The following is a 26,975-nucleotide window of genomic DNA, read 5'->3' on the forward strand; positions in this document are numbered from 1 at the left end:
CACGATGACGGCTGAATATAGATCGGCATTTGCTAGGCTGTTCGTTGTTGCTTTTTTATGGGGAATCAGCTACGTTATTAGCGCTTATCTGCTGCAGGCGTTCTCGCCGGTGCTGCTCTCATTTTTAAGGCAATTGTTTACGATGGGGTTTTTATTTCTTTTCTATTGGGGCGGCAGTCGTAAAAAAGCGATGCAAAAGCCGACCAAAGCTGAATGGCTGCTGCTGCTTTATTCTTCGATTTTGTTTACGTTGATTCAGCAACCAGCCTATTTTATCGGGTTAGAAAATTCGACCGCTGCCAATGCTTCATTAATCTATGCCGCCGCCCCTCTTACAACGCTGGCGCTAGAGGCCGTCTTTCTGAAGACTCGTATTCGCGGACTGAAGCTGTTGGGGGCGGGATTAGGATTTGCAGGTGTGCTAGTCATTGTGCAGAGCGGCGAACAATCCTGGCGTATCGGAACAGGTGACCTCTATTTGCTGCTGGCGATGTTTGGCTTTTCGGCAAGCACCTTGTTCACCCCAAGGCTGGCGCGCAGGCTATCTCCGTTAACGATTACGACCTATTCCTCCTTCGTTGGTATGCTGCTGATGGTGCCTCCCGCAGGGGGAGAGTGGTTACTTGGAGGGATGATGCTGCAAGGCGGTCTATCCATGTGGCTGATTATCGCCTTAGCCGGACTTATGAACGTAGCAGCAGCTGTGTGGTGGGTTCGAGGAGTGGCGGTCGTTGGTCCGGGGACAGCCTCACTGTTCAACAACCTGCCTCCCTTCATCGCCATTTTATTTGGTTTGCTCGTCCTTGGCGAGCAGGTAGGCGTCTCTCAATTCGCCGGGGGAGCGCTCATTCTGCTTGGGGTGTTCATCACAGGCCGCGTTCGCTCCGATTCGGTTGCTCCAACTGGAAAAGCACTGCTTTAGAGGCAGTGCTTTTTTTGGCAGTTTCTTCTATTATAAGGGCTCAAAAACGAAAACAGTGCTTGACTTGAAGTGAGGGGATGGGTCAGAGGGTTCTTCCGATCACCATTAAAGCCTGATTCCTTTCATTTATAGAAGTCTGAGGTAGGAATCTGGCTTTAAGAGCGACCACTATGTTTCTCCAGAATCCCTCTGCCCCTCCACTTTTTCTCCTTTTCCGTCAAGCACTGATTTTACTCTCATTAGTTTATAAGGCTTGCTTGATGCGTAACGAAACTGCAAGGCTAATGATTGCAAACAACAGCTGCAACGACAAGGCCAATACAATCCCGGTTAACAATCCCCAATTCATCGTTTGGCTAATGGCGATGAACGCCCCGCCGATACCGATGCTTAACCCTGGACTGAACGCATCCGTGAATTGAATGCTTGCCGAGGTCTCCCCCTCTTCTCCCGCCTTAGCATGCTGCAATGCAATTGCGCCTGTGGTCGGGTGCGCCAAGCCAATGCCAAAGCCGGTGAAAATTTGCGAAATAATCGCAAAACCGATTCCGCCTTCCGACAAAGCTACGGCAAGTATAACGGCGGCAACGCCGACAATCATAAAGCCAATGCCGGTCATGACTCGCTTGTTTCTTCCGGCCCCTTGGTCTTTGGCGTCAAGCCTGGATTGGAACCATGCCGCCGCCGACCAGCTTAGTGCCCCCGAGGCGACGATTAAACCCGCAAGATCGGCAGACAGGTTTTTAACATCCGTCAACGCCAAAACCACGTAGCTTTCCGTAGCATTATAACAAGCTACAAATAACCCCCTTGAAGCGATTGTCGCAGGCAGTCCACTTCTTGCGCTAAAAGTTCCAGAGGGCAGCAGCTTCCGCAGAGGGACAATCATGATCAGCAATCCCGTAGCCGACAGCAGCATGCCTTTCCAATCTGTAATAAAGCCTAGCCCTGTGAGCAGCAGTCCGGTACCGACGGCCAGCAGCACGGCGTAGCCTTCTTTCCGGTTGCCTTGACCTTGCGAAGAGGACTTGTCGCCAGCCGGAAATTTGCGGAAAGCAGGGAGCGTCAGAACGACAGCCAAGCCAATGAACGGAAGCACGAACCAGAATACGAATCTCCATGAAACGTACTCAGCTAAAAGACCGGCGATATAAGGACCAATTAATGCTGGCAAAATATACGCGCTGGAGAACATAGCAAGAATCTTCGTTCTTAATCTGTCAGGATAGCCAAGCGTTATGCTGTAGTAGACGCAAGTGATAATGGCTCCTGCGCCAAAGCCTTGAAATACGCGTCCTATAATGAGCATCATCATGTTTACGGAAAGGGCGGCAATGACAATACCGACGACGAAAAAAAGGATGGAGACTGAAAATGAAGCCAGTACGCCGTTTTTGTTAATCCGTTGACCCACAACCATCGTTCCAATGATTTGAGCCAAGAGGAAGGCGCTGAAAATCCAGCCGTATAAATGAAGACCTTGTAGCTTCTGCGCCAGGCTAGGGGCAATTGTCGTGATCGCCAATCCCTCGAATGCGACGGTAGTTACGGCAAGAATGATCCCAATCGTCAAAGCCCGATATTGCGGACTAAAAATGCCGGCATTCTGTTGCGATTCTTCCATTTGATGAACCCTCCTTTTATTGCTTCACTATTAGTTATTGCAGCAACTATTAGTGGTGTGGATTAAATAAAGAGATCAGAAAGCGATAAGCAAATAAGATGTCTAGACTATAATAGTCGCAGCAACTATATAGGCCATTATGTCTCAACAGTTGGATAAAAGGAAGAGCGGCGATGTAATTAGCGAAGGGAGAGAGGGATTCTAGTGAAACGATAGTGGTCGGTCGCCTTAAAAGCGTGATTCCTACTGCTGCAAACGCTCACCCAATAAGGAATCGGGCTTTAACAGCGACCGGAAGAACCCTCTGATCCGTAGCTTTCCTACTCTCATGAAGCTTGGGTTTGCGCCATAATAACACTCAAATTGCTGGTACGCTGCTGCCAGCCGACATTTGACGTTATTCTTCAGTTACATTGTTAGAGATGACGTTGAGAATTCGTATGAACGTCGCAACTTCTTCTTCAGACAAGCCCTTAATGGTGTTCTTATAGGCTTCGATGGAAGGCTCTAAAATGTCATCCCGAATTTCATTTCCTTTCGGAGTCAAATAAACGCGCAGCGATCTCCGGTCCGTCTCGTGGACGACACGGTAGATAAAGCTCTTCTTCTCTAGTTTAAATAACATCCGGGCAACGTTCGTCGGGTCTTTATGAAGCCGTTCGGCAAGTTCCTTTTGCGTAATGCCTTCTTTTTCCCACAAAACAACGAGTATTTCCCATTGATCTATTGTAATTTCAAATGGGTTAACCACTTTTTGATAAAAATTGTTTAATCTAAGAGCGGCGCGCTGCACGTTGACACCGATATACTTTTCTAATTCCAAAGGAGGCCTCCTCAAATAATAGACATGAATATAGTTGCTACGACTATAATATTTATTTTTGCTTTTATTGTCAACTGGAAGCGAGGTCAAGGAAGACTAAACTCTCTACAGTAGTTTCTGATAAGGATCATCATTAATTCTCTGTTGACACAGAGGAATAGTGTGATACGATTTAATTACCAGATAACTGGAATGAGGATTTATTATTCCAGGAGGTGAGCGGGGATGAAGAAGGCAATCATCCAGAGCGCTTATTATTTGCTATGGTTTGCAGGCTTTATTGGCCTTTCTCTACTGTACATGGTCATTACGAGGAGAAGTACCGGTTTAGCGGGAACATATACGAACTGGATTACGCCATTAAAGCGATCTTTTTTGTACTAGGAATTTATTTATCTATCGTGCTTGTTCAGAGAAGTGTTTTTAAAATCAATGTTCCATTATTGTTAATCACAGCACTGCTTATTGTATTTTCACTGTTTGCTTATAAACTATTTCCTGCTTCGGCAATAGCGGGTAATGCAGCAGCCTTGGCAGCAGGATTATTGCTGCTCCAATCGTTCATTCGAAAAAAATGATGTTGAGCAAACGAGGGAGAATCCATAGATGAGAGAGCCGATTCAAGAAACATTGACCTATAATTATCCGGGCATGGTTGCGGTTGTAACGTCTCGCTACAACGGCGAACAAAACGTCATGGCTTCTGGCTGGCATACCTACGTCGGTTCTTCGCCTGGCATTTACGGTATTTCGCTACGCAAAGAAACGCATACGTACAATCTCATTAAGCAGAGCGGGGTATTTGGCGTACACTTCCTGCCAGCGAGTTGCTCGGAGATCATTCAAGCGGCCGGCTCGTTCAGCGGGCGGGACGTCAATAAATTCGAGAAATTCAACATTGCATATGAGGAAGGGCTGAAGGCGGATATTCCGGTGCTAAGCGATGCTTATGTCGCCTATGAATGTAAAACATTGAGCATTACGACTTTCGGCGATCACGAATGGTTTGCTGGCGAAATCGTCCAGTGCTACCAGGATAGGGAGCGCTTCTTGGACAATGGGCTGCCGGACTTAACTAAGCTGGAAATTCCGCTTTATTTGGGACGCTCCACATACCGGACGCTTGATCGGAGCGCAGAGGAGAAGTTTCATCCGTTCTTTTCCTAAACGGGAATACCCCGGCAAAACAAAAGAAGAAACCCAACGTCAAATTCGATGACGACGGGTTTCTTCTTTTGTTTGAATGAGTATATCTGATAGTAAAGAACCTTTTGCCTCCGTGTTACAGCTTATCTCGTCAAAATCGCGTCGACATCTTTCTTCAAAGCGTCGAGGCTTTCTTGAATGTTCAGCTTGTCCGTCCAGATGTCAGCAATACGAGTAACAAACAAGTTTTCGACTTCGTGGTAGACGCCGGTTTGCGGTCTCTTTTTACTGAATTTCAGCTCGTCAATAGCGACCTGGTAGCCAGGAAGCTCGGCGATCGTGTTCTTCATCATCTCGGTGTCGAGCGAAGAAAGACGAGTCGGCAAGTAGCCGGTGTTCACGGAAGCGAAAGCAGCCTGATCGGTATCCGTAATCCATTTAATAAATTCAAACGTAGCCGCTTTTTCAATATCAGTGCCGGTATTGGCCATGTAAATATTCGATCCGCCAACCGATACGCCGCGTTTTCCGGCTTCGCCGGCAGGAATCATAGCGACGCCGAGCTCCGTTTGGCTTTTCGCTGCAAGGCCCAAAAAGATTTTGTAGCCGCCAATGCTGGAGAAGGTAAGGAGCGTATCCGGGCTGGAAACAGCGCCGATAAAATCATTTTGTTGTGTTGCGCTCAGCACTTTGATATATCCTTTGCCAATCAGATCATTCAAGTAAGTGATAAGATCGACAGCGCCTTTGCCATTGATATTAGTCGCTTTTTCGTCTTCACTCAGAACTGAAGTGTCGGAGTAGGAGTACAGCAGCGCCTCCATTACCCAGAAGTCGTTGTTAAACAAGTACATAGGCGTTTTGCCGGTCGCATCGTAGGAAGCTTTCAAATAGCTTTCCAGTTCAGCGAACGTTTGCGGTCCGTTCTCGTTCATGCCGATTTTTTTCGCCAGCGTCTTGTTGATGTACATAACTGGCAAGCTGCGCATATGCGGGAATGCGTACATGTCGTCGCCAACGTAGAGGTTGCCTAAATCGCCGATTTTAAAGTCATCCCGGTTGAAATCGGTCGCTTTGATGAAAGGCTCCAGATCGACAATGGTGTCGTTATCCGCAAAACCCTTCGTCATTGCAACTTCGTCAATGAACGCATTGGGGAGCGTATTGGCAATGGCTGCAGCATTGACCTTCTTCTGCATTTCCCAATAATCGCCCTGATATTCCGCAGTGACATGAATGTTCAATTCCGCGCCCTTTGTTTTGTTAAACTCATCTACCAGATCTTGATTGACCTTCTCGATGGCAGACGTCCAGAACTGGACTTCAACGACTTCATCTCCCTTGGTGTAAGCAACAGCCTTCTGGTCGGAGCCGGATTGTCCGCAGCCAGCCAATAGAACAGTGGTGGCAAGTACAGCCGTTGTCATCGGAATCAGTCTTTTTTTCAGCGAATTCATTGAGGTTTTCATGGGTTTCCTCCCGATAGTTGGGTTATTATTTTACGCCCGAATAAGTAAAAGCTTTAATAATATGCTTTCTGGCAAAAGCGAACATAATCAAGATCGGCAGGATCAGCATCATGTTGCCGGCCATGACGATATGAGGGTTCAACCCTTCGGCATCCTGCAGCTTCTTCACGCCCAGCGGCAAGGTGCGAACCGCATCGGTCGTCGTCCATGCGAGCGGGAAGAAGTAGCTGTTCCAAGTCCCGATAAAAGTCAGGAGCGCGAGGGTAGACAGTGTAGGAATCGCCATCGGCAGCATAATGGAACGGATGATTTTAAACTCGCTGGAGTTGTCCAGCCGTGCAGCTTCCAAGATCGAGTCTGGAATTTGCATAAACGTCTGCCTAAGCATAAAGATCGCCATACCGCTTGCGATAAAAGGAATGATCAAGGAAATATAGGTATTGAGCAGTCCCGTCTTGGCGAACATGACGAAGATCGGAAGGAAAATGAGCTGTCCCGGGATCATCATCGTAATAAGCACCAAACCGAACAATACGTTTTTGCCCCGGAACTGATACCTGGCAAAGGCATACGCCGCAGGCACGACAACGAGGAGCTGGCCGATCAGCGTGCCTACCGTAATGATGATCGAGTTCTTGGTATAGTGCATAAAGTTGATTCTTGTAAAAGCCTGCTGGAAGTTGACCCACTGCAGCTTGTCCACCCAAAACTTTGGCGGCACGGCGATGACTTCATCCAATGTTTTGAAGGCGCTGAGAATCATCCAATAGAATGGCGCCAGGAAAACGACAAGGAGCAGTAATGACAGCAATAGTCGAATAATGAATTTAGGGGTTCTAACCCAGTTAACCATTCAAGTTGTCCCCCTTAACGATAATGAACGCGCTTATTGAGTACTTTGAAGTAGACCAAGGTGATGAGGCCTACGATGGCCATGAGCACAACGGCGATCGCCGAAGCGTACCCGACGCGGTAGTACTCGGAGCTCTGCTTATAAATGCTGAAGATGAGCGTGTTAGTCGAATTGGACGGACCGCCGTTCGTCATGACGCTGATCGTCTCAAAGGCTTGGAAAGAGCTGATGATATTCATCAGAATGAGAAAGAACAGCGTTGGCGAAATCATTTTCAGCGTAATATTGAAAAACACGGAAGTTTTGGACGCCCGATCCAGTGCCGCCGCTTCATAGAGATAACGCGGTATCGAACCAAGCGCCGATAAAATAATTAACACATTAAATCCGACGGACTTCCATACGGACACAAGAACGATGGAGAACAAGGCGATGCGCTTATCGGTCAACCAGCCTACGGCATCCGCTCCGAAGAGCGACAGGATATAGTTGAATAGCCCTTTGTCGGTATTCATCAGCCACATCCAGATCAGCGATACCGAAACGAGCGAAATAATATTCGGCGTAAAGCTGATCGTTTGGATAAACCGGTTGATCACGGTGTTTTTTTGCAAAAACAACGCAAGCAACAAAGCGAATACGATCACGAGGCTGACCTCCATAACCGTATACCAAACCGTGTTCATCAACGTTTGTGTAAAGTCGCGGCTCATGAAGAGTTCCGTATAGTTTTTTATTCCGACGAACTTCATCGGCCCCCGCATATTCCAAGAGAAGAAACTCAAATAGATGTTGTAACCGATCGGATAGAGATAGAAGGTTACTAAAATAAGGACTGCAGGCGCGACCATCAAATAAGGCAAAATTCGCCTAACCGTGCCGCTGCCGCTCATGACCGTTCACTCGACAATTCTATAGATTTCGCAGCGGCGTTCGCACCGTAAATTCTTTGCTCGCTGTTGTCGAAGAAAGCGAGGTGGGCAGGTTCCACATACATCGTCGTTTTGCTTAAATCTCGTTCCAGGCTGTCGAAGCATTTAACGGCAATCGTTTGATTGCGGTCCAGCTCTGCCTTATAAATAATTTCGGCCCCTAATATTTCACGCGCAGTCAGAACGCCTTCCAATGCAATAGCGCTGCTTCTTGCAGCAGGTTCTATCGCATCCAGGCTGAATTTCACCTTTTCCGGTCTGAAGCCGACATACCTTGCTTCTTTGGGAGCAAGCTGCTGCAGTGCGTTAGGGCAGTTTTGAAGCTCCATGATGTTCATGGCAGGGGTGCCGATGAATTTGCTGGAAAAAATGTTTTTCGGCTGCTGATACATATGGTGCGGCGTATCCTCCTGCATGATCTTTCCGCCGTCCATCAGCACAATTTTCGTCCCCATGCTCATCGCCTCAACCTGGTCATGCGTCACATAAACGAATGTCGCTCCGAGCTTCTTATGAAGCTCGATCAGCTCCGCGCGCATTTGCTGTCTCAGCTTGGCATCCAGGTTGGAAAGCGGCTCGTCCATCAGAAAGATGGCGGGCTTCTTCACCATCGCTCTGGCAAGCGCCAACCGCTGCCGTTCTCCGCCGGAGAGAAACTCCGGCTTTTTTTGCAGATGCTTGGTCAGCCCGACGGTATCCGCAATATCCTCAATTAGGCGCTTCCGCTCAGCCTTGGGCACTTTGTTGTTCTTGAGACCGTACTCGATATTTTGAAAGACGGTCATCGTCGGATATAATGCATAGTTTTGGAACACCATGGCCAAATTCCGTTTGCCCGGTTCCACCTTGTTCATGTTCTGACCGCCAATGTAAATCGTACCGCCGGTGTTCTCCTCCAGCCCCGCAATCATGCGAAGCGTAGTCGACTTGCCGCAGCCGGACGGTCCTACGAGTACGGTAAAGCTGCCGCTTTCGATCGTCAGATTGAGATCGTCAATGATGGATTTATCCCCGTACTTTTTCTCTACGTTTTCCAGTACTATGCTGCTCATATCCGCTTCCTTCCGTCTAGCCTTAGTCCTCTTGAAACTGAATTGCTTGCTTGAATTCGAGCTGAGCTTATGCCTGCTTCGATTCTCTAAGACGATATGCTGTGTCTGGATAATCCGTAATAATGGCGTCAACGCCGGCAACGATCATCGCTTCAATATCAGCGGGCTGATTAACGGTCCAGGCATTCATCTGAACGCCGGCTTGATGCGCCTGCTCTACCGTGCTCTTGTCCACGATAGAGAAAAGAGGATGGAGAGCATCGGCATAGGCCGATCTCGCATATTCCTCGCCTTTATACAGCTTGGAGAAATGCAGCAGCGCCGTTTTTATTTCCGGGCAGGCCTGCTTCAGCTCAGCCATGGAATGGTGGTTGAAGGAAGAGAAAATAACCTGATCCACCAGCCCGAATTCCTTGACCAAATTGGCGGCGGCAATGTTCAGTCCGTCATATTTGCCCGTGTTGGTCATAATATCTTTGATCTCAATATTCAGGTATAAGTCATGCGCCTTCACAAGCTCCAGCACTTGGCTAAGCGTTGGAATTTCAGCGGTCGGAAACTGCTCCTCAAAGCCGACGTTGTAATTAAACTGCTTTAGCTCGGCAAGCGTGAGCTCCGTCACGACTCCTGTGCCGTTGGAGGTTCTATCGATTGTGTCGTCATGAATGACGACAATTTCGCCGTCCTTCGTAATGTGAATATCAATTTCGAATCCGTCGGCATGCTGCTGAATCGCAAGTCTAAAAGCTTCCATCGTATTTTCGGGAGCATACCCGCTTGCGCCTCGATGACCGAGTATTTTAGGATTTTTCATTTTGTTATCCTTCCTGGCTTTGATTAGTGGCCATTTTTGTATACAGGCTTTGCATAAAGGAGTAGGACTTTACTTCACCGTAACGAGCTCTAAATTGCTGCTCGTTCAAATGAGTGCGCGAGTCTTTGTCCATATCCCGAAGATCGGCGCAAATGTCCGGGCAATCGGTAATGATCACATCTGCCCCGGCATCGATCATCGATTTGACGGCAGCGACTTCATTGACTGTCCATGCATGGATGCGTACTCCAGCGTTATGAGCCTGCGAGACCATTTCAGGCGTTACGCTGATGAAGAAGGAATGCAGGGCGGAAGCGTTCGCTGTTTTGGCATACTCCTCGCCATTGTATAAGCCTTCCAGATAGAGCAAGCCTGTCTGAATTTCAGCAACAGACTGCTTGATCCGAGCCATCGATTGATGGTTGAAGGATGAGAAGCTTACTCGCTCTGTTAAGCCATGATCCTGTACCAGCTTGGCGGCATCCAAGCTGATTGCTGCACGGTCATGGTCGGAGAAAATGACATTTTCCTCGATGTTCAGCTCAAGACCATGGGTTTTAACAAACTCCAGCACTTGACGAAGCGTCGGGATTTCGGCTGTCGGATATTGCTCCTCAAAGCCGGCGTTGAAATTGAACATTTGAAGCTCGGCGAGCGTGTAGTCGGCAACGTCACCCGTGCCGTTGGAGGTTCTATCGATCTTGTCGTCATGGATGACGACGATTTCTCCGTCCTTTGTACGATGAATCGTAATATCCAGTCCATCGGCATGCTGCTGCACGGCAAGCTCGAAAGCTGCCATCGTATTTTCCGGAGCGTAGGCGCTTGCTCCGCGATGTGCCCAAATTTTTAGCGGCTCCATGTTGCACCTCCAGCGATCTATTTTGTTTTGGATCAACCGTCCCTATTTGGATAACAATTGGCAATTATCCCACTGCCGGATATTAAGGGTGATGAATAGGCATTCTCCTCTGTTTCGTTCGTCTAAATTCCCCTACATACTAGAACCCATTTGTTCGCGCAATGACAAAACTATGAAAAGATTTTGTAAAATCTATTCGTGTTCAATTTTTCCAGTGCGACAGGAAAGAGGGTTCTGGCGGCTAGTCGTCGGCTCATTTGATTAACGATTGGCTTATGTTATAATTGCGAAATTAAAAGGTGAATAGGCGCTGATTAATTACTGTGCAGAGCAATAATCGGGATATGAAAGCAAACGTTGGAATGGGGGAGAGAGCGCTTGTACACAATCAAGGAAGCGTCGGAGATATTGAATTGCGCGGCGCATACGATACGATTTTATGACAAAGAAGGACTGCTGCCGAACATTCGCAGGGATGAGAAAGGCAACCGCCTGTTTGATAAAAAGGATTTGGACTGGATTCGATTAATGACTTGCTTTCGGGCAACGGGAATGAGCATAGCGGGCATAAGAGAAATTGTCGAGCTTGCCGAACAGGGAGAATCGACGATTGCGCAAAGAAGGGCCATCTTGCAAGCGCATCAAGCGGAAATCGTAAAAAAGCAGCAGGTGCTGAACGAGGCTTTTGAAGCAGTAAGTCAGAAGCTGGAAGTTTATAACAACATCCAAAATGGCAGTCCGGAGGACAGCTTTCTTGCGTATATTGAGAAGCTCGATACTCCAACGAACAAGGAAACCGCCAATTAAATACGAGCGAAAACGAAGCGAAGCTTTGCCCCTTTTTTCTTTCGTGAGAAAAAAAGAGAGCAAAGCTTCGCTAATTTTATGTAAAACTATTGACTTAAAGTGAACTTTAACATGTAGAATGTAAATGATTTAATGGCTAACACTTTTTAAAATCAAGGAGGAACGAAAATGAATGTGTACGATCGGATTTATATAAATGGACAATTTGTCAAACCTATGGGCACGGAAGAACTGGAGCTGCGCAATCCTGTTAACAAACAAGTTACCGGCAAAGTCGTGCTGGGAAACGTTGATGATACGCGTAACGCAATAGAGGCAGCTAAAGCTGCATTCAAATCGTTCTCTAAAACGAGTATTGAGGAACGCATGGAAATTCTTGCACGGCTGCATGACTCGCTGTCGCAACGTTTCGATAAATTGACGGAGGCGACCGTTTCGGAATACGGCGCGCCCGTTAGTGTGGCTAAAATGCTGACTCAAATTGCGGTCAACGCCTTTTCGCATATGAAAGAAACGGTGGAATCGTATCCTTTCGTACGGCCGGCCGGTACGGCACAAGTACGAATGGCACCGGTCGGTGTCGTAGGCGTCATTACGCCTTGGAATGCCAATGCGACACATCTTGCCAATAAGCTTGCGCCCTCGCTTGCAGCGGGCTGCACCGTCGTTGTCAAACCGAGTGAGTTCAGCGCGGCGCAAACGGAACTATTCATGGAGGCTGTCCATGCAGCCAATATCCCGGCAGGTGTAATCAACATCGTTAATGGCAAGGGAGAAGTCGTCGGCGAAGAGCTGACTCGCCATCCGGACGTGACCGGCATCACGTTTACAGGTTCCACAGCAGTCGGTAAACGAATCGCTGCAGGCGCGGCGGCTAACTTGAAGAGGATTACACTTGAACTGGGAGGAAAATCGCCTAGCGTCATCTTGGATGACGCTGATCTCACGAAAGCCGTACCGCTTGCGGTAAGCGCCGGATTCATCAATAGCGGCCAGGCTTGTCTGGCCGGCACTAGGGTGCTCGTTCCGGAATCGCGCTTAGACGAGGTCAAACGTTTAATGGCTGAAACTGTCGGTGCGTTAAAAGTGGGCGATCTGTGGAACGAAGCTGCGGTAATTGGTCCGATGGTGAACGAGAAGCAGTTCGAAAGAGTTCAGCACTATATTAATCAGGCGATCAACGATGGAGCGGAAGTGGTAGTCGGCGGCGCAGGCAGTCCTGAAGGGCTGGACGGCGGTTACTACGTGAAGCCGACGGTATTTGCCAATGTGACAAATGATATGACGATTGCTCAGGAAGAGGTATTTGGTCCGGTTCTTTCGATCATTACTTATAAGACGGAAGAAGAGGCTATTGAAATTGCCAATGATACGCCGTACGGCTTGCAAGCGTTTGTCTTCTCCGGGAGCACGGAGCGGGGCAATCGGGTCGCCGAGCAGATTGTGGCCGGCCGGATATCGGTCAACGGCTTGCACGACGAACCGCAAGCGCCGTTCGGAGGGTTTAAAAACTCCGGTATAGGCAGGGATCACGGCTCGTACGGATTGGAACAATATTTGGAGCCGAAGGCGATTTTGGGTCGCAACGCCGTTATGTAATGATGAGAAAGTGGGAATCAATCGGAATGAAATTATTGCTTCTAGTCGCGATAGTCGCTTTAATCATTTATTTAATAATGAAATATTATCCTCCGCTTGGCGGCAAAAGCTCGGCGGAAAGCCAGAAAAGAATCCAGACTTCCCCGCAGTTTGTTGACGGGAAGTTTCGCAATCAGATTCCAACGCCAATGGATTACAGCTTGAAGGATACTACAGATGCGCTGATCAAAACGATCAAAGGGACTCCTAACAGCAGGCCGAAGAAGCAGGAGAGCATACCGGTCGAATCCTTCGATCCGAAAGCTTTCGAGGAAAGTAAGGAAGATCAAGTAATCTGGTTCGGCCATTCCACACTGTTGTTGAAAGTAAGCGGGGTGAAGCTGCTCATCGAACCTGTACTCAGCGATTATGCTTCTCCTGTCCGATTCTTCGGTCCTAAGCGTTACAGCGACAAGCTGCCGGCTGAGATCGAGGATTTGCCTGAAATCGACGCTGTCATTATCTCGCATGATCATTATGATCATCTGGACTATGGATCGATTCGCAAGCTGAAAGGAAAAGTGAAGCAGTTTATCGTCCCGCTGGGGGTTTCCGGGCATTTGATGAAGTGGGGAGTCGACCCCGATCGCATTAAAGAGCTGGATTGGTGGGAGGAAGAGCCGGTTCAGGGATTAAAGCTGGTCAGCACGCCTGCAAGACATTTCTCCGGCCGAGGCGGAAGCAGCGGCGGCTCCACACTATGGAGCTCTTGGGTTATTATTAGTGATCAAGCGAAGATCTACTATAGCGGCGACAGCGGATACGGACCGCATTTCAAGGAAATTGGCGATCAATATGGTCCGTTTGATCTCACGCTTATCGAAACGGGTCAATATGATGAGAAGTGGGCCAACATTCATATGACTCCTGAAGAATCGCTGCAGGCCAATCAAGATGTGCAAGGCCAATTAATGATCCCTATTCACTGGGGGGCTTTTACGCTGGCGCTGCATAGCTGGACAGACCCTATTGAACGGGCGAAACGAGCGGCTGAGCAGCTGAATACAGCGTTGGCGACGCCTAAAATAGGCGAAACCGTAACCATTGGAGCAGAGAAATACCCTTCCGAAGCATGGTGGGAATAGCAGTCGTCTATTCAATGCTTTAAATAGGTCATGACTTCATCTATGATTCTCTCTCTCCCATGTGCTGTCCAGCTCATGATAAGCCAATTGGCGGTATAGTGAACTTGATTGTTTCGAACGGCGTCGATATTGCTCCAAAACGGCTGTTCGATCATCCGCTGCAACGTTTGCCGCACCTTGGCAGTATCAGAATATAGACGAATCCATATTTGATCGGCTTCTATGTTGGGAAAATGAGACGGGTATAACTCCTGTCTCATTTTATTTTTCGGCACATGCTTGCCGGGCAGCAACCCCATTTCCGTATACAGCAGCTTATTCAACGGGTGATTGATGATTCCTTGCAAGTAAACATGATCGTTCATGACTTGCATAAATGCGACCCGAGGCGGCTTATCCATGCTTACTATCCTCTGTTTTACCACCGCGACACGCTCATCTAATTGCTCAATCACTTTCTGCGCTTCCTTTTCTCTTCCTACCAATTCGGCTACTTTTCGATGAAGAACAAGCCAATCCAGATCAAAGTTTAACAAGACCGTCGGAGCGATTCGCTTAAACGTTTCATATAAGAAAGCATGCGAATAATCTCCAATAATAAGATCGGGCTGCGCTATTCTCAATTCTTCAAGCTGGCTCATCAGGCGCCGCCTGTAATCCTCCTGTTCAATTCCGGGATGATGATAACAATCGACGACGACAACGGGTTCTACGCCTAGCGATTCCAAATTCATATGGATATCAAACCGGGAGGCGACGGCAACTCGCAAATGCTCTCGCTTCATATAAATGGTCGGCGGCAAGCCGGTCATTTTTTTGAATACGCGACTGAAGTAGTATTCGCTGACATACCCCAATCGGTAGGTTGCTTGCTTACAGGTTATACCGGTGGCTAGCAGTTGCTTGGCCTGTTCAATGCGAAGATGGCTCAAATAGTCCATTGGGGCGACGCCTTTCGCTTTCTTGAAGCTGCGGCAATACGAACTAGGCGTTAATTTGGCGATTGCAGCTAATGTTTCCCGATTCATTTTTTTGTTGAGATTGGCTTGCATGTAACGGATGCTTTCTTCGATGCCATTCCATTTGGGCATTTTATTCGTTTGCGTGTGGGGACGCGGGGGAGTCTGATCATGGATGTGTAGAAGCAGCTTCTGAAATAACAGATTGGATTGCGATCGATTATCGGGCAAGAGATTAGTCTCATAAAGCTCTTTGATCTCCGAGTAAATTGAATAATCTCTGAGCTCGATGTGCCCGGCTTGAAGCGCTTGGGCGCCTGATGTTGATTGTTCGCCGATCCATCGTTCCCCTTGCTTGAATATCGTAATCAATTGGAAAGAAATAACATAACACTGTGTTTGATGTCCGAACAGCATTCCTTTCAACGCCGTATTTTCAGGTAAATGAAATAATTGAGGAGCTTCAACGGAATAGATGGTGTCACCAGCTTCAATGGTCCCTTTGCCAGAGACGACGAACAAGAGATGAGTGAGACCAGTAAGCGTATCTATTTTTGAAAGATCGGCACTTTCACGATATTGGTAGAAATGTATGTTAGAAAAAAGGCAGAACTGATCATTCCAAGGAAGACTCAAGTTCAAAGCATCTCCTTTAGTGAAAATAATGGAAACGATTAGACAAACAAAAGGATGCAAAGGGATATTCAAGTAAATGGCACATTACACTATTATATAGTTTATCATATTGATAACGATTATCAATAGATCGGTCTTGCCTTGCAAGGAAGCCAAGGAGGAATGGTGCTCATGATTGTAAGCCGCTGTTTATTCGGGATTAGTCTAGTCATCGCGCAAGCGAGCTTGGAATTATTGCTGTTCAAATCAAGTGCAGGCGGTCAAATGCACTTAAACTACAGCATGGCGATGGTATTTCAAAACGGCGGGCAGCTGCTCGCGCCGCTAACTGCTTCCATGTTTCTCATTCCTTTTGGAGGCTCGGGCATATTTTACGGCGGATCGGCCATTGGTATGGTCTGTTTGCTGCTATGGCTCACTCTTTTCATCAGAAAGTCATTTAGAATCGGCGTCATTTTTAAGTAGATCGTGTTTCCGAGCATTCATAGATAGGGTATAAGAAGACAAATGAACGGAGAATGGGGATACAAAAAGACAAATAAACAGGTATATATGGATATTGTAGAAAAGATAGGATTGCTTTAGTCTTACATATGAAAACAATTATCATTATCAAAGACAAGGGGAGCGGAAATCATCATGCATATTCAAAAAGCGCGTTTTGCTTTTATTCTAAGCGCAGTAGTGGCAGTCACTCTAATTCTATCCGGTTGTGCCGGGAAAACGGCCAATAAAGAAGAAGCGGTACAAGGTGAAAAGTATACGGTTAAGCATGCGATGGGGGAAACGGTCATTGAAGGAACGCCTAAGCGTATCGTCGTATTGACGAATGAAGGTACGGAGGCTGTATTATCGATGGGGATTACGCCGGTTGGCATCGTTAGATCTTGGGGGATTGATCCTATTTATCAGCATCTATCGGATCAATTGAAGGATATTCCGATCTTGGGCGACGAGAATCAGCCTAATCTTGAATTGATTGCTTCGTTGAAGCCGGATCTCATCTTGGGCAACAAGATGCGTCAAGAAAAAGTATACAGCCAATTGTCCGATATTGCTCCAACGGTATTCTCGGAGCGTCTGAGCGGTGATTGGAAAATCAATTATAAAGTATATGCTGAAGCCTTGAACCTGAAGGAGAAGGGCGAAGCCAATCTTGCTGCATTCGATAAGAAAGCGTCGGATCTGAAAACGGAGCTTGGCGATAAAGTCAACTCGAAAGTATCCATTGTGCGCTTCAATCCAGGGGGCATCGTTCGTATTTATTATAACGATACGTTCTCCGGGGTTATTCTGAAGCAGGTAGGCCTACAGCGTCCGGCTGTTCAGGATAAAGCGGAGTTTGCAGACGATGTAAGCAAGGAGCGCATTCCTGACATGGATGGCGACATCATGTTCTTCTTTACTTACGATAATGAGAAAGGCGAGGCGGCCAAGGCGGAACAAGAATGGCAGCAAAATGAGCTGTGGAAAAACCTTGACGTGGTGAAAAAAGGAAATACGCACAAAGTCTATGACGGGATATGGAACTCATCCGGCGGTATTGTTTCTGCCAACCTGGTATTGGATGAACTGAAGAAATATCTTTTGGGGTAAGCGGCAATAAATGAAACGAGTTTAGTTCAAGCAGTCCGAATTTATTCGGACTGCTTGAAGCATGTCTCGGAAGTGAAGCGATTGGAAGAACCCTCTGCCACGTAGCGTTTGCTCACTTTGAATTTAAGCATTGATTTCGGTTTTGAACTTATAAAACAGGAGCTAGCCGATATGCTACATAATAAGACTTGGAAAATAATAGGACTCCTTTTGGCTGCGGCGCTTGCAATCCTACTATTCTGGATGAGCGTCGTGTTTGGTTATGCCGATACCTCCTGGCACACGGTGAAGGAGGCGTATACGGCGTTTGACGGGTCTAATGAACATATTATCATTCGGGAATTGCGTATGCCGCGCACCATTATTGCACTGTTAATAGGAGCTGCGCTAGCCGCTTCCGGCGCGTTGATGCAGGCCATTACCTATAATCCGATGGCATCCCCCGGCATTCTGGGAGTCAATGCAGGAGGAGGCTTTTTCATTGTTGCGGGCCTATCTTTATTTTCAATCCAATCGTCCATGTCGATGGTGTGGCTTGCATTTGCTGGAGCGGCCTTTGCAGCTATTGCCGTCTACGTCATGGCACAGGTGGGCAAGGACGGTATTACGCCGCTCAAGCTGACATTGGCGGGAGCTACCCTAGCTGCGTTGTTTACTTCATTTACAACAGCGTTGTTGATCGGTGACGAACGGACACTCGATGATGTTTTGTTTTGGCTGGCCGGTTCGGTACAGGGCAAAAGCTTGAACCAGCTTACGGCTGTGCTGCCATTTCTGCTTGCGGGTTATGTGGTCATATTAGTGTTGGGAAAATCGCTTAACATTTATGCAGTAGGGGAGCAGCTTGCGAAAGGATTAGGACAGCGTACGCAATGGCTGAAGATTGTATCCTTATTGACGGTCGTTGCGCTCGCAGGCAGCTCGGTTGCGGTTGCAGGCCCTGTCGGATTCGTAGGTCTCGTGATTCCGCATATTGTTCGTGCGCTTGTCGGTAACGATCACCGTTGGATCATTCCGTACTGCCTTGTACTAGGGGGCAACCTTCTTCTCGCTGCAGATATCGGAGCCCGATTTATAGCTTTTCCGAAAGAAGTGCCTGTTGGAGTGATGACTGCACTTGTTGGCGCGCCCTTTTTTATTTATTTGGCTAGAAGGGAGAGACGCTTATCATGAAAGCAAGGTTGAAGGGACGAATCCGACCGTTGCTGCAAAGGGAACGGCTGAAAGGGACAAAAGTGACGCTGCTGCTGTTATTATTGGCTGTATGCGGCATTATCAGCATTGGCATTGGCACATTGTGGATCAATCCGCTTCGTGTCATACAATTGTTGTTTACGGGAGATAGCCATTCGACGGAAGGACTGGTTGTATGGAACTTTCGCATGCCGAGATTTTTGCTTGCAGTGCTGGCGGGAGCTGCGCTTGCAGTTTCAGGGGTTGTGTTGCAAGGTGTCGTCCGGAATCCGCTTGCGTCTCCGGATATCGTAGGGGTAACAAGCGGGGCTTCGATGGTTGCGGTTTTTTATCTTGCTTTTTTGAATGAACAGTGGGGCTTTGGATTTATGCCGCTATTTACGTTTGCCGGCGCTGCACTCGTTTCCTTTTTTATTTATTTGTTCTCCTGGAAGAAGGGAGTTTCTCCGTTTCGGATGATATTGGTTGGGCTTGGCGTTTCAGCGCTTCTGGAGGCAGGCAAAACGTTATTTCTCATTTTTAGTCCCATCTTTTTGACCAGCCAAGCACAGATTTGGATTACAGGCACAATCTATGGAGCCAAATGGGAGAATGTATTTGCGCTGCTGCCATGGATTGGCGTATTGTTTCCGCTCCTTCTGATGATGTCGCGTCAACTGGACATTCAAATATTGGGTGAAGAAACAACCATATCGCTTGGGGGCCGAGTGCAGGCGCAGCGGATTGCACTAATTGGAATTGCTTCGGCATTGGCCGGTTCCGCCATTGCATATGTGGGGGGCATTGGGTTTATCGGATTAATGGCGCCGCATATTGCACGCAGACTGGTTGGCGGGTCCCACTTTGTTTTGTTAATCGCTTCGGCAATTGTGGGGGCGATTCTATTGGGGGGAGCGGATTTAATGGGCCGCCTGTTATTCCAGCCTAAGGATATTGCGGCAGGCGTGTTCACAGCTGTGCTTGGCGCCCCGTTTTTTTTGTATCTTTTAATGAAGAAGAAAAGCAAAGAAGTGTAATGCCTGAAATCGGTGACACTGTAAACATAGGAGCAGTGAAATACCCTTCTGCAGCTTGGTGAGAAAAGCGTGAGGCGATTGGCACAAGAATGATTTTTTACCAAAAAAACGGCGCTTGACTTAAAGTCGACTTTAAGGGGTAAGATCATTCATGAGCGATGCTCAAACAGCTACCAGGAGGGAAAAACAGATGAGTAAAACAATATTAATTACCGGCACGTCGACAGGCTTCGGCAAAGAGTTGGCCCTTCAATTCGCCAAACGCGAGTGGAATGTAGTAGCTACCATGCGGGATACGCAGAAAGCCGCTCCGGAATTCGGGCAATATGCTAACATTCAGGTGCTGGCATTAGATATTACGAATCAAGAAATGGTTAAACAGGTTGTCAATTCGGTAACGAATCAATACGGGCAAATTGATGTTTTGCTCAATAATGCGGGATATTCTCAGGCGGGCGTTTTTGAAGAAGTAACGGTCGATCAAGCGCGCAAACAATATGAAACGAATGTATTTGGCGTTATGGGTACGATTCAAGCCGTTCTTCCGCAAATGAGAAAAAATCGTTCCGGCCATATTATCAATATATCGTCTATGGGCGGCGTACAAAGCTTGCCGACCTTGCCGATCTACTGCAGTTCGAAAGCCGCGCTTGAAAGTCTTAGCGAAGGGCTGGCTGCCGAAGTGAAGGATCTTGGGATCAACATCACGTTAGTCGAGCCTGCAGGCTTCAAAACAGGTTTTCAAGCAAATACGCAAGAAAATAAAAATGAAATTGCCGATTATAAACCGACGTACGATTGGTACAATAAACTTGCCGAGACAGCGCCTTACGGCGATGTAGAAAAAGCGATGTCTGCGGTCGCCGATATTGCTGCTACAGACAATCCGCCAAGAAGACTGGCTCTGGGTAGCATGGGGCTCGTAATGGCTCGCACGCAGCTCAACTCCATGTTGGATGAATATGAGAAGTGGGAGCACATTACCGCAAGCGCAGATTAACTTAAAACGATTCAAGCCGAGAGAATGGATGAACAATCCATTCTCTTTTTTTTATCTACTCTATCGGTCGACATGCTTTCTTCAAAAATCGTTGTTTTTGTTAAAAAATCGTTTTCCTGATTAAAGACTTCTCCATTTATTTTCACTAACATAGGTAGTAACCTGCATAGGGAAAAATGCAGCGGCTACCAACATAAAAGGAGAGACTGTGAATGAAAAAAGGGTTGACGAAAGCCGGAATTGGAAATATTGACGACGTTCTTTTCATTCAAAAAGCCGCCGAATACGGTTTCGAAGCGGTTGATTTAGATATTGGAAGCATCGTAGAAAAGAATAAAGTCGCTCTCATTAAAAGCGCGCTGCAAACCAATGGAATCGTCGCAGGGGCTAGCGATGTGGGCGTCGATTGGCGAAACGACAACGACAAGTTTCTAAAGGATCTCTCGAAATTGCCTCAATATGCCGATGCGGCTAAGGAGCTGGGTATCAGCGTATTCACGACCTACATTTTGCCTTCGACTGATGAGAAATCGGCCTTCTTTATGGCCCAAACGGTTCACCGTTTGAGAAGCTGCGCCGAGGTCCTCGAAAGCCGCGACATTAAGCTGGCGCTTGAATTTGTCGGTCCTCATCATTATCGTACGACATGGAAAAATCCTTTCATATGGACGGTTGAAGAGACGCTGGAACTGATTGAAGCGATTGGATTGCCTAACGTCGGATTGCTTATGGACTCCTATCATAGCTATACAAGCGAAATGGAAGCCGGCCAATGGGATTCGCTCCGGTCGGATCAAATCGCTCATGTTCATATTAATGATGCAAAAGATAAGCCGATCGATCAATTGCTCGATAACGACCGTCTGTATCCGGGAGAAGGCGTAATCGACTTGGCACAGTTTTTGCGCAGGCTGGATCAGATGGGATATACGGGAGTCGTCTCTCAGGAAGTGCTATCGCAAGAGGAGCCGAACCAATCGGTGGATGAGCTGCTGGAGCGTTCCCGCAAAGGCTTCTCGCAAGCGTTCTCTATTAAATAGAAGAAACACCATATAGGCGGAGGATCGGATGGAAAGAAGCATCAGTGGAATGGAAAGGCTGTCGCCGTTTGTGCGCTCTGTGAAGATAACCGAGTTCCAGTATCTTGTCGGCGAATGGCTGGATTTCGATCATGTGTATACGTACATCGAACAGGGCGAGGCCGACATCATACTGAACGGCGTTCAATATGAGATAAAGGCGGGGGACGTCATCCTCATTCCGCCGATGAAGCTTCATTTTATCCGAGCGACATCGAGTGAGCCGCTGATTCAATATATTTTTCATTTTGATTTATTCCATTGGGACGATCAGAGCACCTGGGCTGATACCGGGGTGAATCAGGATCAGCAAATCGAGATTAAGCCGGAAGAGGAACTGCTATCGGCGTTAAATCCGATTTCGCGAATCCACCCCGCGCTCCGACTAGAGCTGCATAGAAGATTCCACCTGTTGAGACAGGAATTTATCGGCCAACGGCCTTATAGTCACCTTTTTATGAAATCACTGGCGTTGGAACTGCTGATCTATTTTCTAAGAAACCAACGCGAGTCGTCGGAAGGAAAAGGGACAAAGACGAAAGGCTGGGCTTCCATCGAGAAGGCAATTGTCTACATTCGGCAGCAATACAGCGATCCTCAATTGAAGCTGGAGCGAATTGGTGATTATACGGGCCTGTCGACCAACCATCTGTCTCGTCTCTTTAAAGAGCAGTTGGGCATTACAATCCATAAGTATGTGACACATGTTCGGATAGAGGAAGCGAAAAGAAGGCTGCTGGAAAACCGTCTTACGATTACGCAAATTTCGGATGAAGTCGGCTTTGCGAGCATCCATTCCTTTAGCCGAACGTTTAAAACGATCGTTGGTCTTACCGCCAGTCAATTTATTGAAAATTATTTGGCAAGAAGCCGCAGCATGCAAACAGCGAATTCAAAGGAGAGTTGATTATGGAAAATAAAAAAATTATTTTTAAAGCGCCATGGCAGGTCGAGGTCGAAACGGAACAGCAGAGCGACTTCAAAATCGGAAAACGGGAAGTGCTGGTTAAAAAGAAATATTCCTTAATCAGCCCAGGAACCGAGCTGGCTTGCTTGTCGGGCAATGAAGGCTGGTTCCAAATGCCTTCGATTCCAGGTTATTCTTCCGTGAGTGAAATCATCGAGTTAGGCGAAGAAGTGGAAGGGTATAAGCAAGGCGATCATGTGTTTCACTATGGCGATCACAGCTTGTATTCGGTCATTTCAACGAGCGGCCTTTTCTTGAAGGCGCCGTCGGATGTGCCTCTTCATTGGGTGCCGTTTACACGAATGGCTTCCGTCGCAATGACCTCTCTGCGCGTATCGAATATTGAGCTAGGCGATCATGTAGCGGTAACGGGCTTAGGGTTGATCGGCAACATGGCCGCACAATTGGCCTCTTTGCAGGGCGCTTTCGTAATCGGCATCGACTTGTCGACCAATCGACTGGATGCTGCTAAAGCAAGCGGTGTCGCTTATGCGGTACAGTCCGGAGCAACAGTGAAAGAGGAGATAGCCGAGATTACCCAAGGCAGAGGGGTATCTACTTTAATCGATGCGACCGGCATTCCGAAAGTAGTGACGGACGGACTGCCATGGGTGGCGAAATACGGTGAAGTTATATTGCTGGGCAGCCCGCGGGGCGAATTCCAAGGCAATATTACAGACGTATTAAACTACGTTCATTTGGACGGGCACGGCTGTCTTACCTTTAAAGGCGCTCACGAGTGGAGATATCCGGTAGAACCGGATTCGTTCGTCAAGCATTCGCTTACGCGAAATTCTCAAATTATATTTAATTTGCTGAAACGCGAGCAGTTGAAGATCGAGCCGCTAATCAGCCATATTTTGAAGCCGGAGCAAGCGCCGCAGGCTTATGAAGGTCTGCGCAACGACAAAGATCATTATCACGGCGTCGTGTTCGACTGGTCTTAATTCGTTATAAAATCTAAACCGCATCCCAGAGGCAAGAAAGGAAGCTTGTTGCAATATGTCTACATTTTCTGTCTCCGTACAGCCCTATACTGTTCGGGATCATCTTAGCAAAGATTATATCGGAACGATAAAAAAAATTGCCGAAATCGGTTATCGGGGCATTGAGCTTGGACCGCCGCCGGCAGGTATGACAGTGGCCGAACAAAAGTCGCTGCTCGATCAACTCGGCTTAAAGGTGACTGGTTTTCATTCGGGAATTGAGGAGCTTGCTTCCAATCCGGACGGCATCGCCGATTATTTGGAGGCGGTGGACGCCGAGAAATATGTGGCGCTCTCCTATCACTTCGACTCGGAAGAGGATTTGCTAATCAAGGCGGCGCAGCTGAACGAGATCGGCTCACGTTTGCGTGAACGGGGCGTGCAGCTGCTGTATCATAACCACGATTGGGAGTTTAAAACCTTTAACGGCGTCTATGCGTTGGACAGGCTGCTCCAGGAGACGGACCCTTCATTGGTCAAATTGGAGCTGGATACGTACTGGGTAAAGCGCGCAGGTCTGGATCCCGTAGAATACTTGAGCAAGCTGCGCGGCCGTTGTCCGCTGCTGCACATTAAGGACGTGGAAGCGGGCGAGGAAGCGTTCTTTGCCGAGATCGGCGAGGGTATTCTCGATTTTAAAGCCATTGCCCGTACGGCCAAGGAGGTCGGCACGGAGTGGCTGGTGGTTGAACAAGATTTTAGCCGCAGAGATCCGCTCGAAAGCCTGGCCATCAGCTATAGAAACTTGAAGCGTCTCGAATTGATCTAATACCGCAATGTTGTACGACAAGCTCATATCTACAAGCCAAGCTGGCGCCGATGTTCAAAGGCGCCGGCTTTTTTTGTGAAAAAAGGGATTAAACAAAATTCGTGAACCTTCTATATAAAGGTTAATGCTTGACGGAAAAGGATAGGGCAGCGAAGGGACAGAGGGATTCTGGAGAAACGATAGTGTTCGCCTTTAAAGCGTGATTCCTTCCTACCGCAAACTTCAATTAAGTAAAGGAATCGGGCTTTAACAGCGATTGCAAGAATCCTCTGTCCCGCAGCGGTTTTACCCCGCCTATTGTTTTGAACTATAGTTGTGGCGAACCAAACAATTGAATATAATGGTTTACGAATACGTGAATAAGATCAAGGAGCTTATACGGGATGCCAAGAAATGTTGAAAAAGATATTCAACTCCGCGAGGAACGAAAAAAACAAATCTTAAAATCGGCGCTGCCGCTTTTTGTTGAAAACGGGCTCCATGCGACGACGATCAGCGATATTGCGAAAGCGGCGGGAATGAGCAAAGGTCTTATTTATAACTATTTCGAATCGAAAATTGAACTGTTCAGCACGCTTGCAGTCGATATTTTAGGCTTATCCGAACAAGACGCTCACGATCTACTCTACGTGAAGCCTGGAACGCCTTGGGATCGTCTTTGCCAAATTGCGAAAGAGGTAGTTGTTTTGCGCATTTCCAAGCTTGCCGGGGACCCGGTAGGGATGCAGTTAAATATGGCCTTTTCGATGCAGTTTTTAAGCTTTGAACAGCTGCCTGAGCCTTATAAAAGCAGGGTGGATCAAGCCCGCAGGTTTAACCAGCAAACGATTACGGAGTTAATTAAACAAGGACAAGCTGCCGGGCAGCTCATCGAAGGAGACGCACACCAGATTTCGGTTCATTATTCCTCTGTCGTTATTGGCATGTTTATCGAAAATATTAGAAACGAAGAACAGTTTGACGAGACAAGCGTCGAGAATGCATTAAAGCTGTTTCTCCGCCAATAAAAGATCCGCGAAAGTCGCTGCCCCGGCAAAAGCTTTTCGCGGATTTTTGTTTTTTTCCAGAATCAACTTCAGCTATAACGATTTTTCGGAATCGTTCATTCCAGATTTCCTCTAAGCGTATCGTTCTCGTAAACCGTCCGGAATAAGCCGCGTTTCTGCAAGACTGGAACGAATTCGTTCAAGAAATCATCGAGTCCGAACGGCCTAAAAGGAACCGATCATAAAACCGTCGGCAGCCCCCGCCTCAAACCACTCCTGCAGCTTGTCCGTGACCTGTTCAGGCATTGGGATGCTTCCATTCGGAAATGCCGTCCCCGACACCGAGTAAATTGACTGCAAGCTTTAGTTTGTTTCGGCTCACGTAAGATCCTCCTGACTATATAAACAAATTCAAATAAGTAAACTTGGATTTAAAAATATAAAACTCCACAAATTGACCAATGGGTCAATTTATTAAACATTATAACGAGCATTCCGTTGGCTGTCAATTTGAACCTCAAGCTGTGCAGGGGAATGGACAAAATCAAATCGCGCATTTTAATTTGTCCATTGAACAGTAGGGGGTTGCCTCCTATAATAAACAGATACGATAATGAAAATCATTATCGATTAGTGAACGATACGACGAAAGGAAGAAATAGAATGAACAAGAGTTATAGGCAACATACAGGCAAGCTAGCCATACTGATTATCGCGGCGGCGCTTGCCCTGAGCGCATGCGGCAATTCGAATAGCTCCGGGGAGGCGAGCGGAACATCCCCAAGCCCGGCGACGGCAAACGCTGCCGCAACGGCGCCCGCAGAGACTTCGAACGATGCGACGACCCGGTTGTTCAAGGATTGGACGGGGCACGAAGTCGAAATTCCGGTCAATCCGAAGCGGGTCGTCTTCTACGCGGATACGACGGGAGATATATTGGCTCTCGGCATCACGCCGATCGGCATATTAAAGGACAACGTCAAAGCGAGCGTCTTCGAGGATAAAGTTGTTTCCGCAGAGGATCTGGGTTTGCCTATCAGTGTGGAGAAGACGATAACATTGGAACCGGATCTGATTGTATTCGGAAATAGCGATGAAGCTGTGTACGAACAGCTCTCTAAAGTGGCGCCTACCGTGAGCTATGATTCGTTCGCTTCCCTTACGGACAGGCTGACGACGTTAGGCGACATGCTAGGCAAGAAGGATGAAGCAGCCGCTTGGCTGGCGAAAAGCAGTGAGCGGGAAGCAGCGATGTGGAAGGAGATTCACGCAGGAGGAGTCGGCGAGAACGAGACGGCAACCGTGGTGACCTTTTATCCTGGCAATCGGTTGTTCGTCATGATGTCGGCAGGTTTGCCGCAGCTTCTCTACAGCGAAGGCGGATTCAAAAAGACCGCAATTATTGAGAGCACGATGAAGCAAGAGGTCGGCTTTGTAGAGGTTTCGTTGGAAAAACTGCCGGAATACGCGGGAGACCGGATCTTTGTTCTGACCCCAGTGTCGGAGGATGCTCAGCAGAGTACATCGGATTTGAAGAATAGTCCCGTGTGGAAATCCCTTCCTGCGGTGAGTAACGGATATGTCTATGAAATTCCAATCATGAAGTCTTTGAGCGACGCAGTCTCGCGCGAGTGGCTGCTGGAGGAGCTGCCAAAGCTTCTCGCCAAGCCGTAATAAATCGATGGATTAAACTTCTCTCGGAAAGAAGCTTTTCACGGAAAGACGTTGAAAAGCTTCTTTCTTTTATTTTATAATGATAT

General features: G+C 47.6%; 26 protein-coding genes and 1 pseudogene. 17 read left to right on the forward strand and 10 right to left on the reverse strand.

From position 1 onward, the window contains the following. The first annotated feature begins 4 nt into the window (after positions 1-4). Positions 5-922 (forward strand): DMT family transporter, encoded by a 918-nt coding sequence (locus ACFVTB_RS11945; protein ID WP_387748763.1) that lies wholly within the window; start codon positions 5-7, stop codon positions 920-922. Between the two features lie 244 nt (positions 923-1,166). Here ACFVTB_RS11945 and ACFVTB_RS11950 read toward each other — a convergent pair whose 3' ends face one another. Then, a complete protein-coding gene (locus ACFVTB_RS11950; RefSeq protein WP_387748765.1) occupies positions 1,167-2,546 on the reverse strand; it encodes an MFS transporter in 1,380 nt (459 codons plus the stop codon). 397 nt (positions 2,547-2,943) lie between these two features. Next, complete coding sequence (locus ACFVTB_RS11955; RefSeq protein WP_387748767.1) at positions 2,944-3,369, reverse strand: MarR family winged helix-turn-helix transcriptional regulator; 426 nt, start codon at positions 3,367-3,369, stop codon at positions 2,944-2,946. Between the two features lie 215 nt (positions 3,370-3,584). On the opposite strand from ACFVTB_RS11955, the gene ACFVTB_RS11960 reads away from it, so the two are divergent. Beyond that, a complete protein-coding gene (locus ACFVTB_RS11960) occupies positions 3,585-3,947 on the forward strand; it encodes a hypothetical protein (RefSeq protein ID WP_387748769.1) in 363 nt (120 codons plus the stop codon). A 28-nt stretch (positions 3,948-3,975) separates the two neighbouring features. Continuing rightward, positions 3,976-4,536 (forward strand): flavin reductase family protein, encoded by a 561-nt coding sequence (locus ACFVTB_RS11965; RefSeq protein ID WP_387748771.1) that lies wholly within the window; start codon positions 3,976-3,978, stop codon positions 4,534-4,536. Between the two features lie 122 nt (positions 4,537-4,658). On the opposite strand, the gene ACFVTB_RS11970 is transcribed toward ACFVTB_RS11965, so the two are convergent. The 6 genes from ACFVTB_RS11970 to ACFVTB_RS11995 all read right to left on the reverse strand — a co-directional run bounded on the left by ACFVTB_RS11970 (position 4,659) and on the right by ACFVTB_RS11995 (position 10,497). Next, entirely contained in the window at positions 4,659-5,984 is a 1,326-nt protein-coding gene (locus ACFVTB_RS11970) for an extracellular solute-binding protein (protein WP_387748773.1), read from the reverse strand. Between the two features lie 25 nt (positions 5,985-6,009). Next, complete coding sequence (locus ACFVTB_RS11975) at positions 6,010-6,837, reverse strand: carbohydrate ABC transporter permease (RefSeq protein ID WP_387748775.1); 828 nt, start codon at positions 6,835-6,837, stop codon at positions 6,010-6,012. A gap of 14 nt (positions 6,838-6,851) precedes the next feature. Beyond that, the gene (locus ACFVTB_RS11980) at positions 6,852-7,730 is read right to left on the reverse strand and encodes a carbohydrate ABC transporter permease (RefSeq protein WP_387748777.1); all 879 of its coding nucleotides are present in this window, start codon (positions 7,728-7,730) and stop codon (positions 6,852-6,854) included. Then, positions 7,727-8,821 carry an ABC transporter ATP-binding protein gene (locus ACFVTB_RS11985; RefSeq protein ID WP_387748779.1) on the reverse strand — a complete coding sequence of 365 codons (1,095 nt, stop codon included), beginning with the start codon at positions 8,819-8,821 and terminating at the stop codon, positions 7,727-7,729. Before ACFVTB_RS11985 ends, ACFVTB_RS11980 begins: the two co-directional genes overlap by 4 nt. Before the next feature lie 67 nt (positions 8,822-8,888). Then, on the reverse strand, positions 8,889-9,635 hold the full coding sequence (locus tag ACFVTB_RS11990) for a glycerophosphodiester phosphodiesterase (RefSeq protein WP_387748781.1): 747 nt from the start codon (positions 9,633-9,635) through the stop codon (positions 8,889-8,891). 4 nt (positions 9,636-9,639) lie between these two features. Continuing rightward, the gene (locus ACFVTB_RS11995) at positions 9,640-10,497 is read right to left on the reverse strand and encodes a glycerophosphodiester phosphodiesterase family protein (RefSeq protein ID WP_387748783.1); all 858 of its coding nucleotides are present in this window, start codon (positions 10,495-10,497) and stop codon (positions 9,640-9,642) included. Positions 10,498-10,875: 378 nt separating this feature from the next. Between ACFVTB_RS11995 and ACFVTB_RS12000 the strand changes: the two genes are divergently transcribed. The 3 genes from ACFVTB_RS12000 to ACFVTB_RS12010 all read left to right on the forward strand — a co-directional run bounded on the left by ACFVTB_RS12000 (position 10,876) and on the right by ACFVTB_RS12010 (position 14,027). Next, on the forward strand, positions 10,876-11,304 hold the full coding sequence (locus ACFVTB_RS12000; protein WP_387748785.1) for a MerR family transcriptional regulator: 429 nt from the start codon (positions 10,876-10,878) through the stop codon (positions 11,302-11,304). Between the two features lie 168 nt (positions 11,305-11,472). Continuing rightward, positions 11,473-12,903: an aldehyde dehydrogenase family protein gene (locus tag ACFVTB_RS12005; RefSeq protein WP_387748787.1), complete on the forward strand. Its 1,431-nt coding sequence runs from the start codon at positions 11,473-11,475 to the stop codon at positions 12,901-12,903. Positions 12,904-12,929: 26 nt separating this feature from the next. Next, positions 12,930-14,027: an MBL fold metallo-hydrolase gene (locus ACFVTB_RS12010; RefSeq protein WP_387748789.1), complete on the forward strand. Its 1,098-nt coding sequence runs from the start codon at positions 12,930-12,932 to the stop codon at positions 14,025-14,027. Between the two features lie 11 nt (positions 14,028-14,038). Here the strand turns inward: ACFVTB_RS12010 and ACFVTB_RS12015 are convergent, their stop codons facing one another. Continuing rightward, positions 14,039-15,622 carry an ABC transporter substrate-binding protein gene (locus ACFVTB_RS12015; RefSeq protein ID WP_387748791.1) on the reverse strand — a complete coding sequence of 528 codons (1,584 nt, stop codon included), beginning with the start codon at positions 15,620-15,622 and terminating at the stop codon, positions 14,039-14,041. A 171-nt stretch (positions 15,623-15,793) separates the two neighbouring features. On the opposite strand from ACFVTB_RS12015, the gene ACFVTB_RS12020 reads away from it, so the two are divergent. The 10 genes from ACFVTB_RS12020 to ACFVTB_RS12065 all read left to right on the forward strand — a co-directional run bounded on the left by ACFVTB_RS12020 (position 15,794) and on the right by ACFVTB_RS12065 (position 25,236). After that, complete coding sequence (locus tag ACFVTB_RS12020) at positions 15,794-16,087, forward strand: hypothetical protein (RefSeq protein ID WP_387748793.1); 294 nt, start codon at positions 15,794-15,796, stop codon at positions 16,085-16,087. 174 nt (positions 16,088-16,261) lie between these two features. Beyond that, positions 16,262-17,218, forward strand: a complete 957-nt coding sequence (locus ACFVTB_RS12025) for an ABC transporter substrate-binding protein (protein ID WP_387748795.1) — start codon at positions 16,262-16,264, stop codon at positions 17,216-17,218. 171 nt (positions 17,219-17,389) lie between these two features. After that, positions 17,390-18,391: a FecCD family ABC transporter permease gene (locus tag ACFVTB_RS12030; protein WP_387748797.1), complete on the forward strand. Its 1,002-nt coding sequence runs from the start codon at positions 17,390-17,392 to the stop codon at positions 18,389-18,391. Continuing rightward, entirely contained in the window at positions 18,388-19,428 is a 1,041-nt protein-coding gene (locus ACFVTB_RS12035) for a FecCD family ABC transporter permease (protein WP_387748799.1), read from the forward strand. Before ACFVTB_RS12030 ends, ACFVTB_RS12035 begins: the two co-directional genes overlap by 4 nt. Before the next feature lie 190 nt (positions 19,429-19,618). Further along, positions 19,619-20,428 carry an SDR family oxidoreductase gene (locus tag ACFVTB_RS12040; protein ID WP_387748801.1) on the forward strand — a complete coding sequence of 270 codons (810 nt, stop codon included), beginning with the start codon at positions 19,619-19,621 and terminating at the stop codon, positions 20,426-20,428. 212 nt (positions 20,429-20,640) lie between these two features. After that, positions 20,641-21,468, forward strand: a complete 828-nt coding sequence (locus tag ACFVTB_RS12045) for a sugar phosphate isomerase/epimerase family protein (RefSeq protein ID WP_387748803.1) — start codon at positions 20,641-20,643, stop codon at positions 21,466-21,468. A 28-nt stretch (positions 21,469-21,496) separates the two neighbouring features. After that, a complete protein-coding gene (locus tag ACFVTB_RS12050) occupies positions 21,497-22,414 on the forward strand; it encodes an AraC family transcriptional regulator (RefSeq protein ID WP_387748805.1) in 918 nt (305 codons plus the stop codon). A gap of 2 nt (positions 22,415-22,416) precedes the next feature. Beyond that, positions 22,417-23,421 (forward strand): zinc-dependent alcohol dehydrogenase, encoded by a 1,005-nt coding sequence (locus ACFVTB_RS12055; protein WP_387748807.1) that lies wholly within the window; start codon positions 22,417-22,419, stop codon positions 23,419-23,421. A gap of 55 nt (positions 23,422-23,476) precedes the next feature. Then, on the forward strand, positions 23,477-24,229 hold the full coding sequence (locus ACFVTB_RS12060; protein ID WP_387748809.1) for a sugar phosphate isomerase/epimerase family protein: 753 nt from the start codon (positions 23,477-23,479) through the stop codon (positions 24,227-24,229). Between the two features lie 383 nt (positions 24,230-24,612). Continuing rightward, positions 24,613-25,236, forward strand: a complete 624-nt coding sequence (locus ACFVTB_RS12065; protein ID WP_387748811.1) for a TetR/AcrR family transcriptional regulator — start codon at positions 24,613-24,615, stop codon at positions 25,234-25,236. Positions 25,237-25,331: 95 nt separating this feature from the next. On the opposite strand, the pseudogene ACFVTB_RS12070 reads toward ACFVTB_RS12065, so the two are convergent. Further along, positions 25,332-25,533, reverse strand: a pseudogene (locus ACFVTB_RS12070) (LLM class flavin-dependent oxidoreductase); the annotation flags it as partial. Between the two features lie 345 nt (positions 25,534-25,878). Between ACFVTB_RS12070 and ACFVTB_RS12075 the strand changes: the two are divergent. Further along, positions 25,879-26,889 carry an ABC transporter substrate-binding protein gene (locus ACFVTB_RS12075; protein WP_387748813.1) on the forward strand — a complete coding sequence of 337 codons (1,011 nt, stop codon included), beginning with the start codon at positions 25,879-25,881 and terminating at the stop codon, positions 26,887-26,889. Positions 26,890-26,975 lie beyond the last annotated feature (86 nt).

This window comes from Paenibacillus sp. NPDC058071 (genome assembly GCF_042885235.1).
Classification (GTDB): domain Bacteria; phylum Bacillota; class Bacilli; order Paenibacillales; family Paenibacillaceae; genus Pristimantibacillus.

Coding starts and splice junctions, on each gene's coding strand:
- ACFVTB_RS11945 (WP_387748763.1), top strand. CDS start 5: ATGACGGCTGAATATAGATCGGCATTTGCTAGGCTGTTCGTTGTTGCT.
- ACFVTB_RS11950 (WP_387748765.1), bottom strand. CDS start 2,546: ATGGAAGAATCGCAACAGAATGCCGGCATTTTTAGTCCGCAATATCGG.
- ACFVTB_RS11965 (WP_387748771.1), top strand. CDS start 3,976: ATGAGAGAGCCGATTCAAGAAACATTGACCTATAATTATCCGGGCATG.
- ACFVTB_RS11970 (WP_387748773.1), bottom strand. CDS start 5,984: ATGAAAACCTCAATGAATTCGCTGAAAAAAAGACTGATTCCGATGACA.
- ACFVTB_RS11975 (WP_387748775.1), bottom strand. CDS start 6,837: ATGGTTAACTGGGTTAGAACCCCTAAATTCATTATTCGACTATTGCTG.
- ACFVTB_RS11980 (WP_387748777.1), bottom strand. CDS start 7,730: ATGAGCGGCAGCGGCACGGTTAGGCGAATTTTGCCTTATTTGATGGTC.
- ACFVTB_RS11985 (WP_387748779.1), bottom strand. CDS start 8,821: ATGAGCAGCATAGTACTGGAAAACGTAGAGAAAAAGTACGGGGATAAA.
- ACFVTB_RS11990 (WP_387748781.1), bottom strand. CDS start 9,635: ATGAAAAATCCTAAAATACTCGGTCATCGAGGCGCAAGCGGGTATGCT.
- ACFVTB_RS11995 (WP_387748783.1), bottom strand. CDS start 10,497: ATGGAGCCGCTAAAAATTTGGGCACATCGCGGAGCAAGCGCCTACGCT.
- ACFVTB_RS12005 (WP_387748787.1), top strand. CDS start 11,473: ATGAATGTGTACGATCGGATTTATATAAATGGACAATTTGTCAAACCT.
- ACFVTB_RS12010 (WP_387748789.1), top strand. CDS start 12,930: ATGAAATTATTGCTTCTAGTCGCGATAGTCGCTTTAATCATTTATTTA.
- ACFVTB_RS12020 (WP_387748793.1), top strand. CDS start 15,794: ATGATTGTAAGCCGCTGTTTATTCGGGATTAGTCTAGTCATCGCGCAA.
- ACFVTB_RS12025 (WP_387748795.1), top strand. CDS start 16,262: ATGCATATTCAAAAAGCGCGTTTTGCTTTTATTCTAAGCGCAGTAGTG.
- ACFVTB_RS12030 (WP_387748797.1), top strand. CDS start 17,390: ATGCTACATAATAAGACTTGGAAAATAATAGGACTCCTTTTGGCTGCG.
- ACFVTB_RS12035 (WP_387748799.1), top strand. CDS start 18,388: ATGAAAGCAAGGTTGAAGGGACGAATCCGACCGTTGCTGCAAAGGGAA.
- ACFVTB_RS12040 (WP_387748801.1), top strand. CDS start 19,619: ATGAGTAAAACAATATTAATTACCGGCACGTCGACAGGCTTCGGCAAA.
- ACFVTB_RS12045 (WP_387748803.1), top strand. CDS start 20,641: ATGAAAAAAGGGTTGACGAAAGCCGGAATTGGAAATATTGACGACGTT.
- ACFVTB_RS12050 (WP_387748805.1), top strand. CDS start 21,497: ATGGAAAGAAGCATCAGTGGAATGGAAAGGCTGTCGCCGTTTGTGCGC.
- ACFVTB_RS12055 (WP_387748807.1), top strand. CDS start 22,417: ATGGAAAATAAAAAAATTATTTTTAAAGCGCCATGGCAGGTCGAGGTC.
- ACFVTB_RS12060 (WP_387748809.1), top strand. CDS start 23,477: ATGTCTACATTTTCTGTCTCCGTACAGCCCTATACTGTTCGGGATCAT.
- ACFVTB_RS12065 (WP_387748811.1), top strand. CDS start 24,613: ATGCCAAGAAATGTTGAAAAAGATATTCAACTCCGCGAGGAACGAAAA.
- ACFVTB_RS12075 (WP_387748813.1), top strand. CDS start 25,879: ATGAACAAGAGTTATAGGCAACATACAGGCAAGCTAGCCATACTGATT.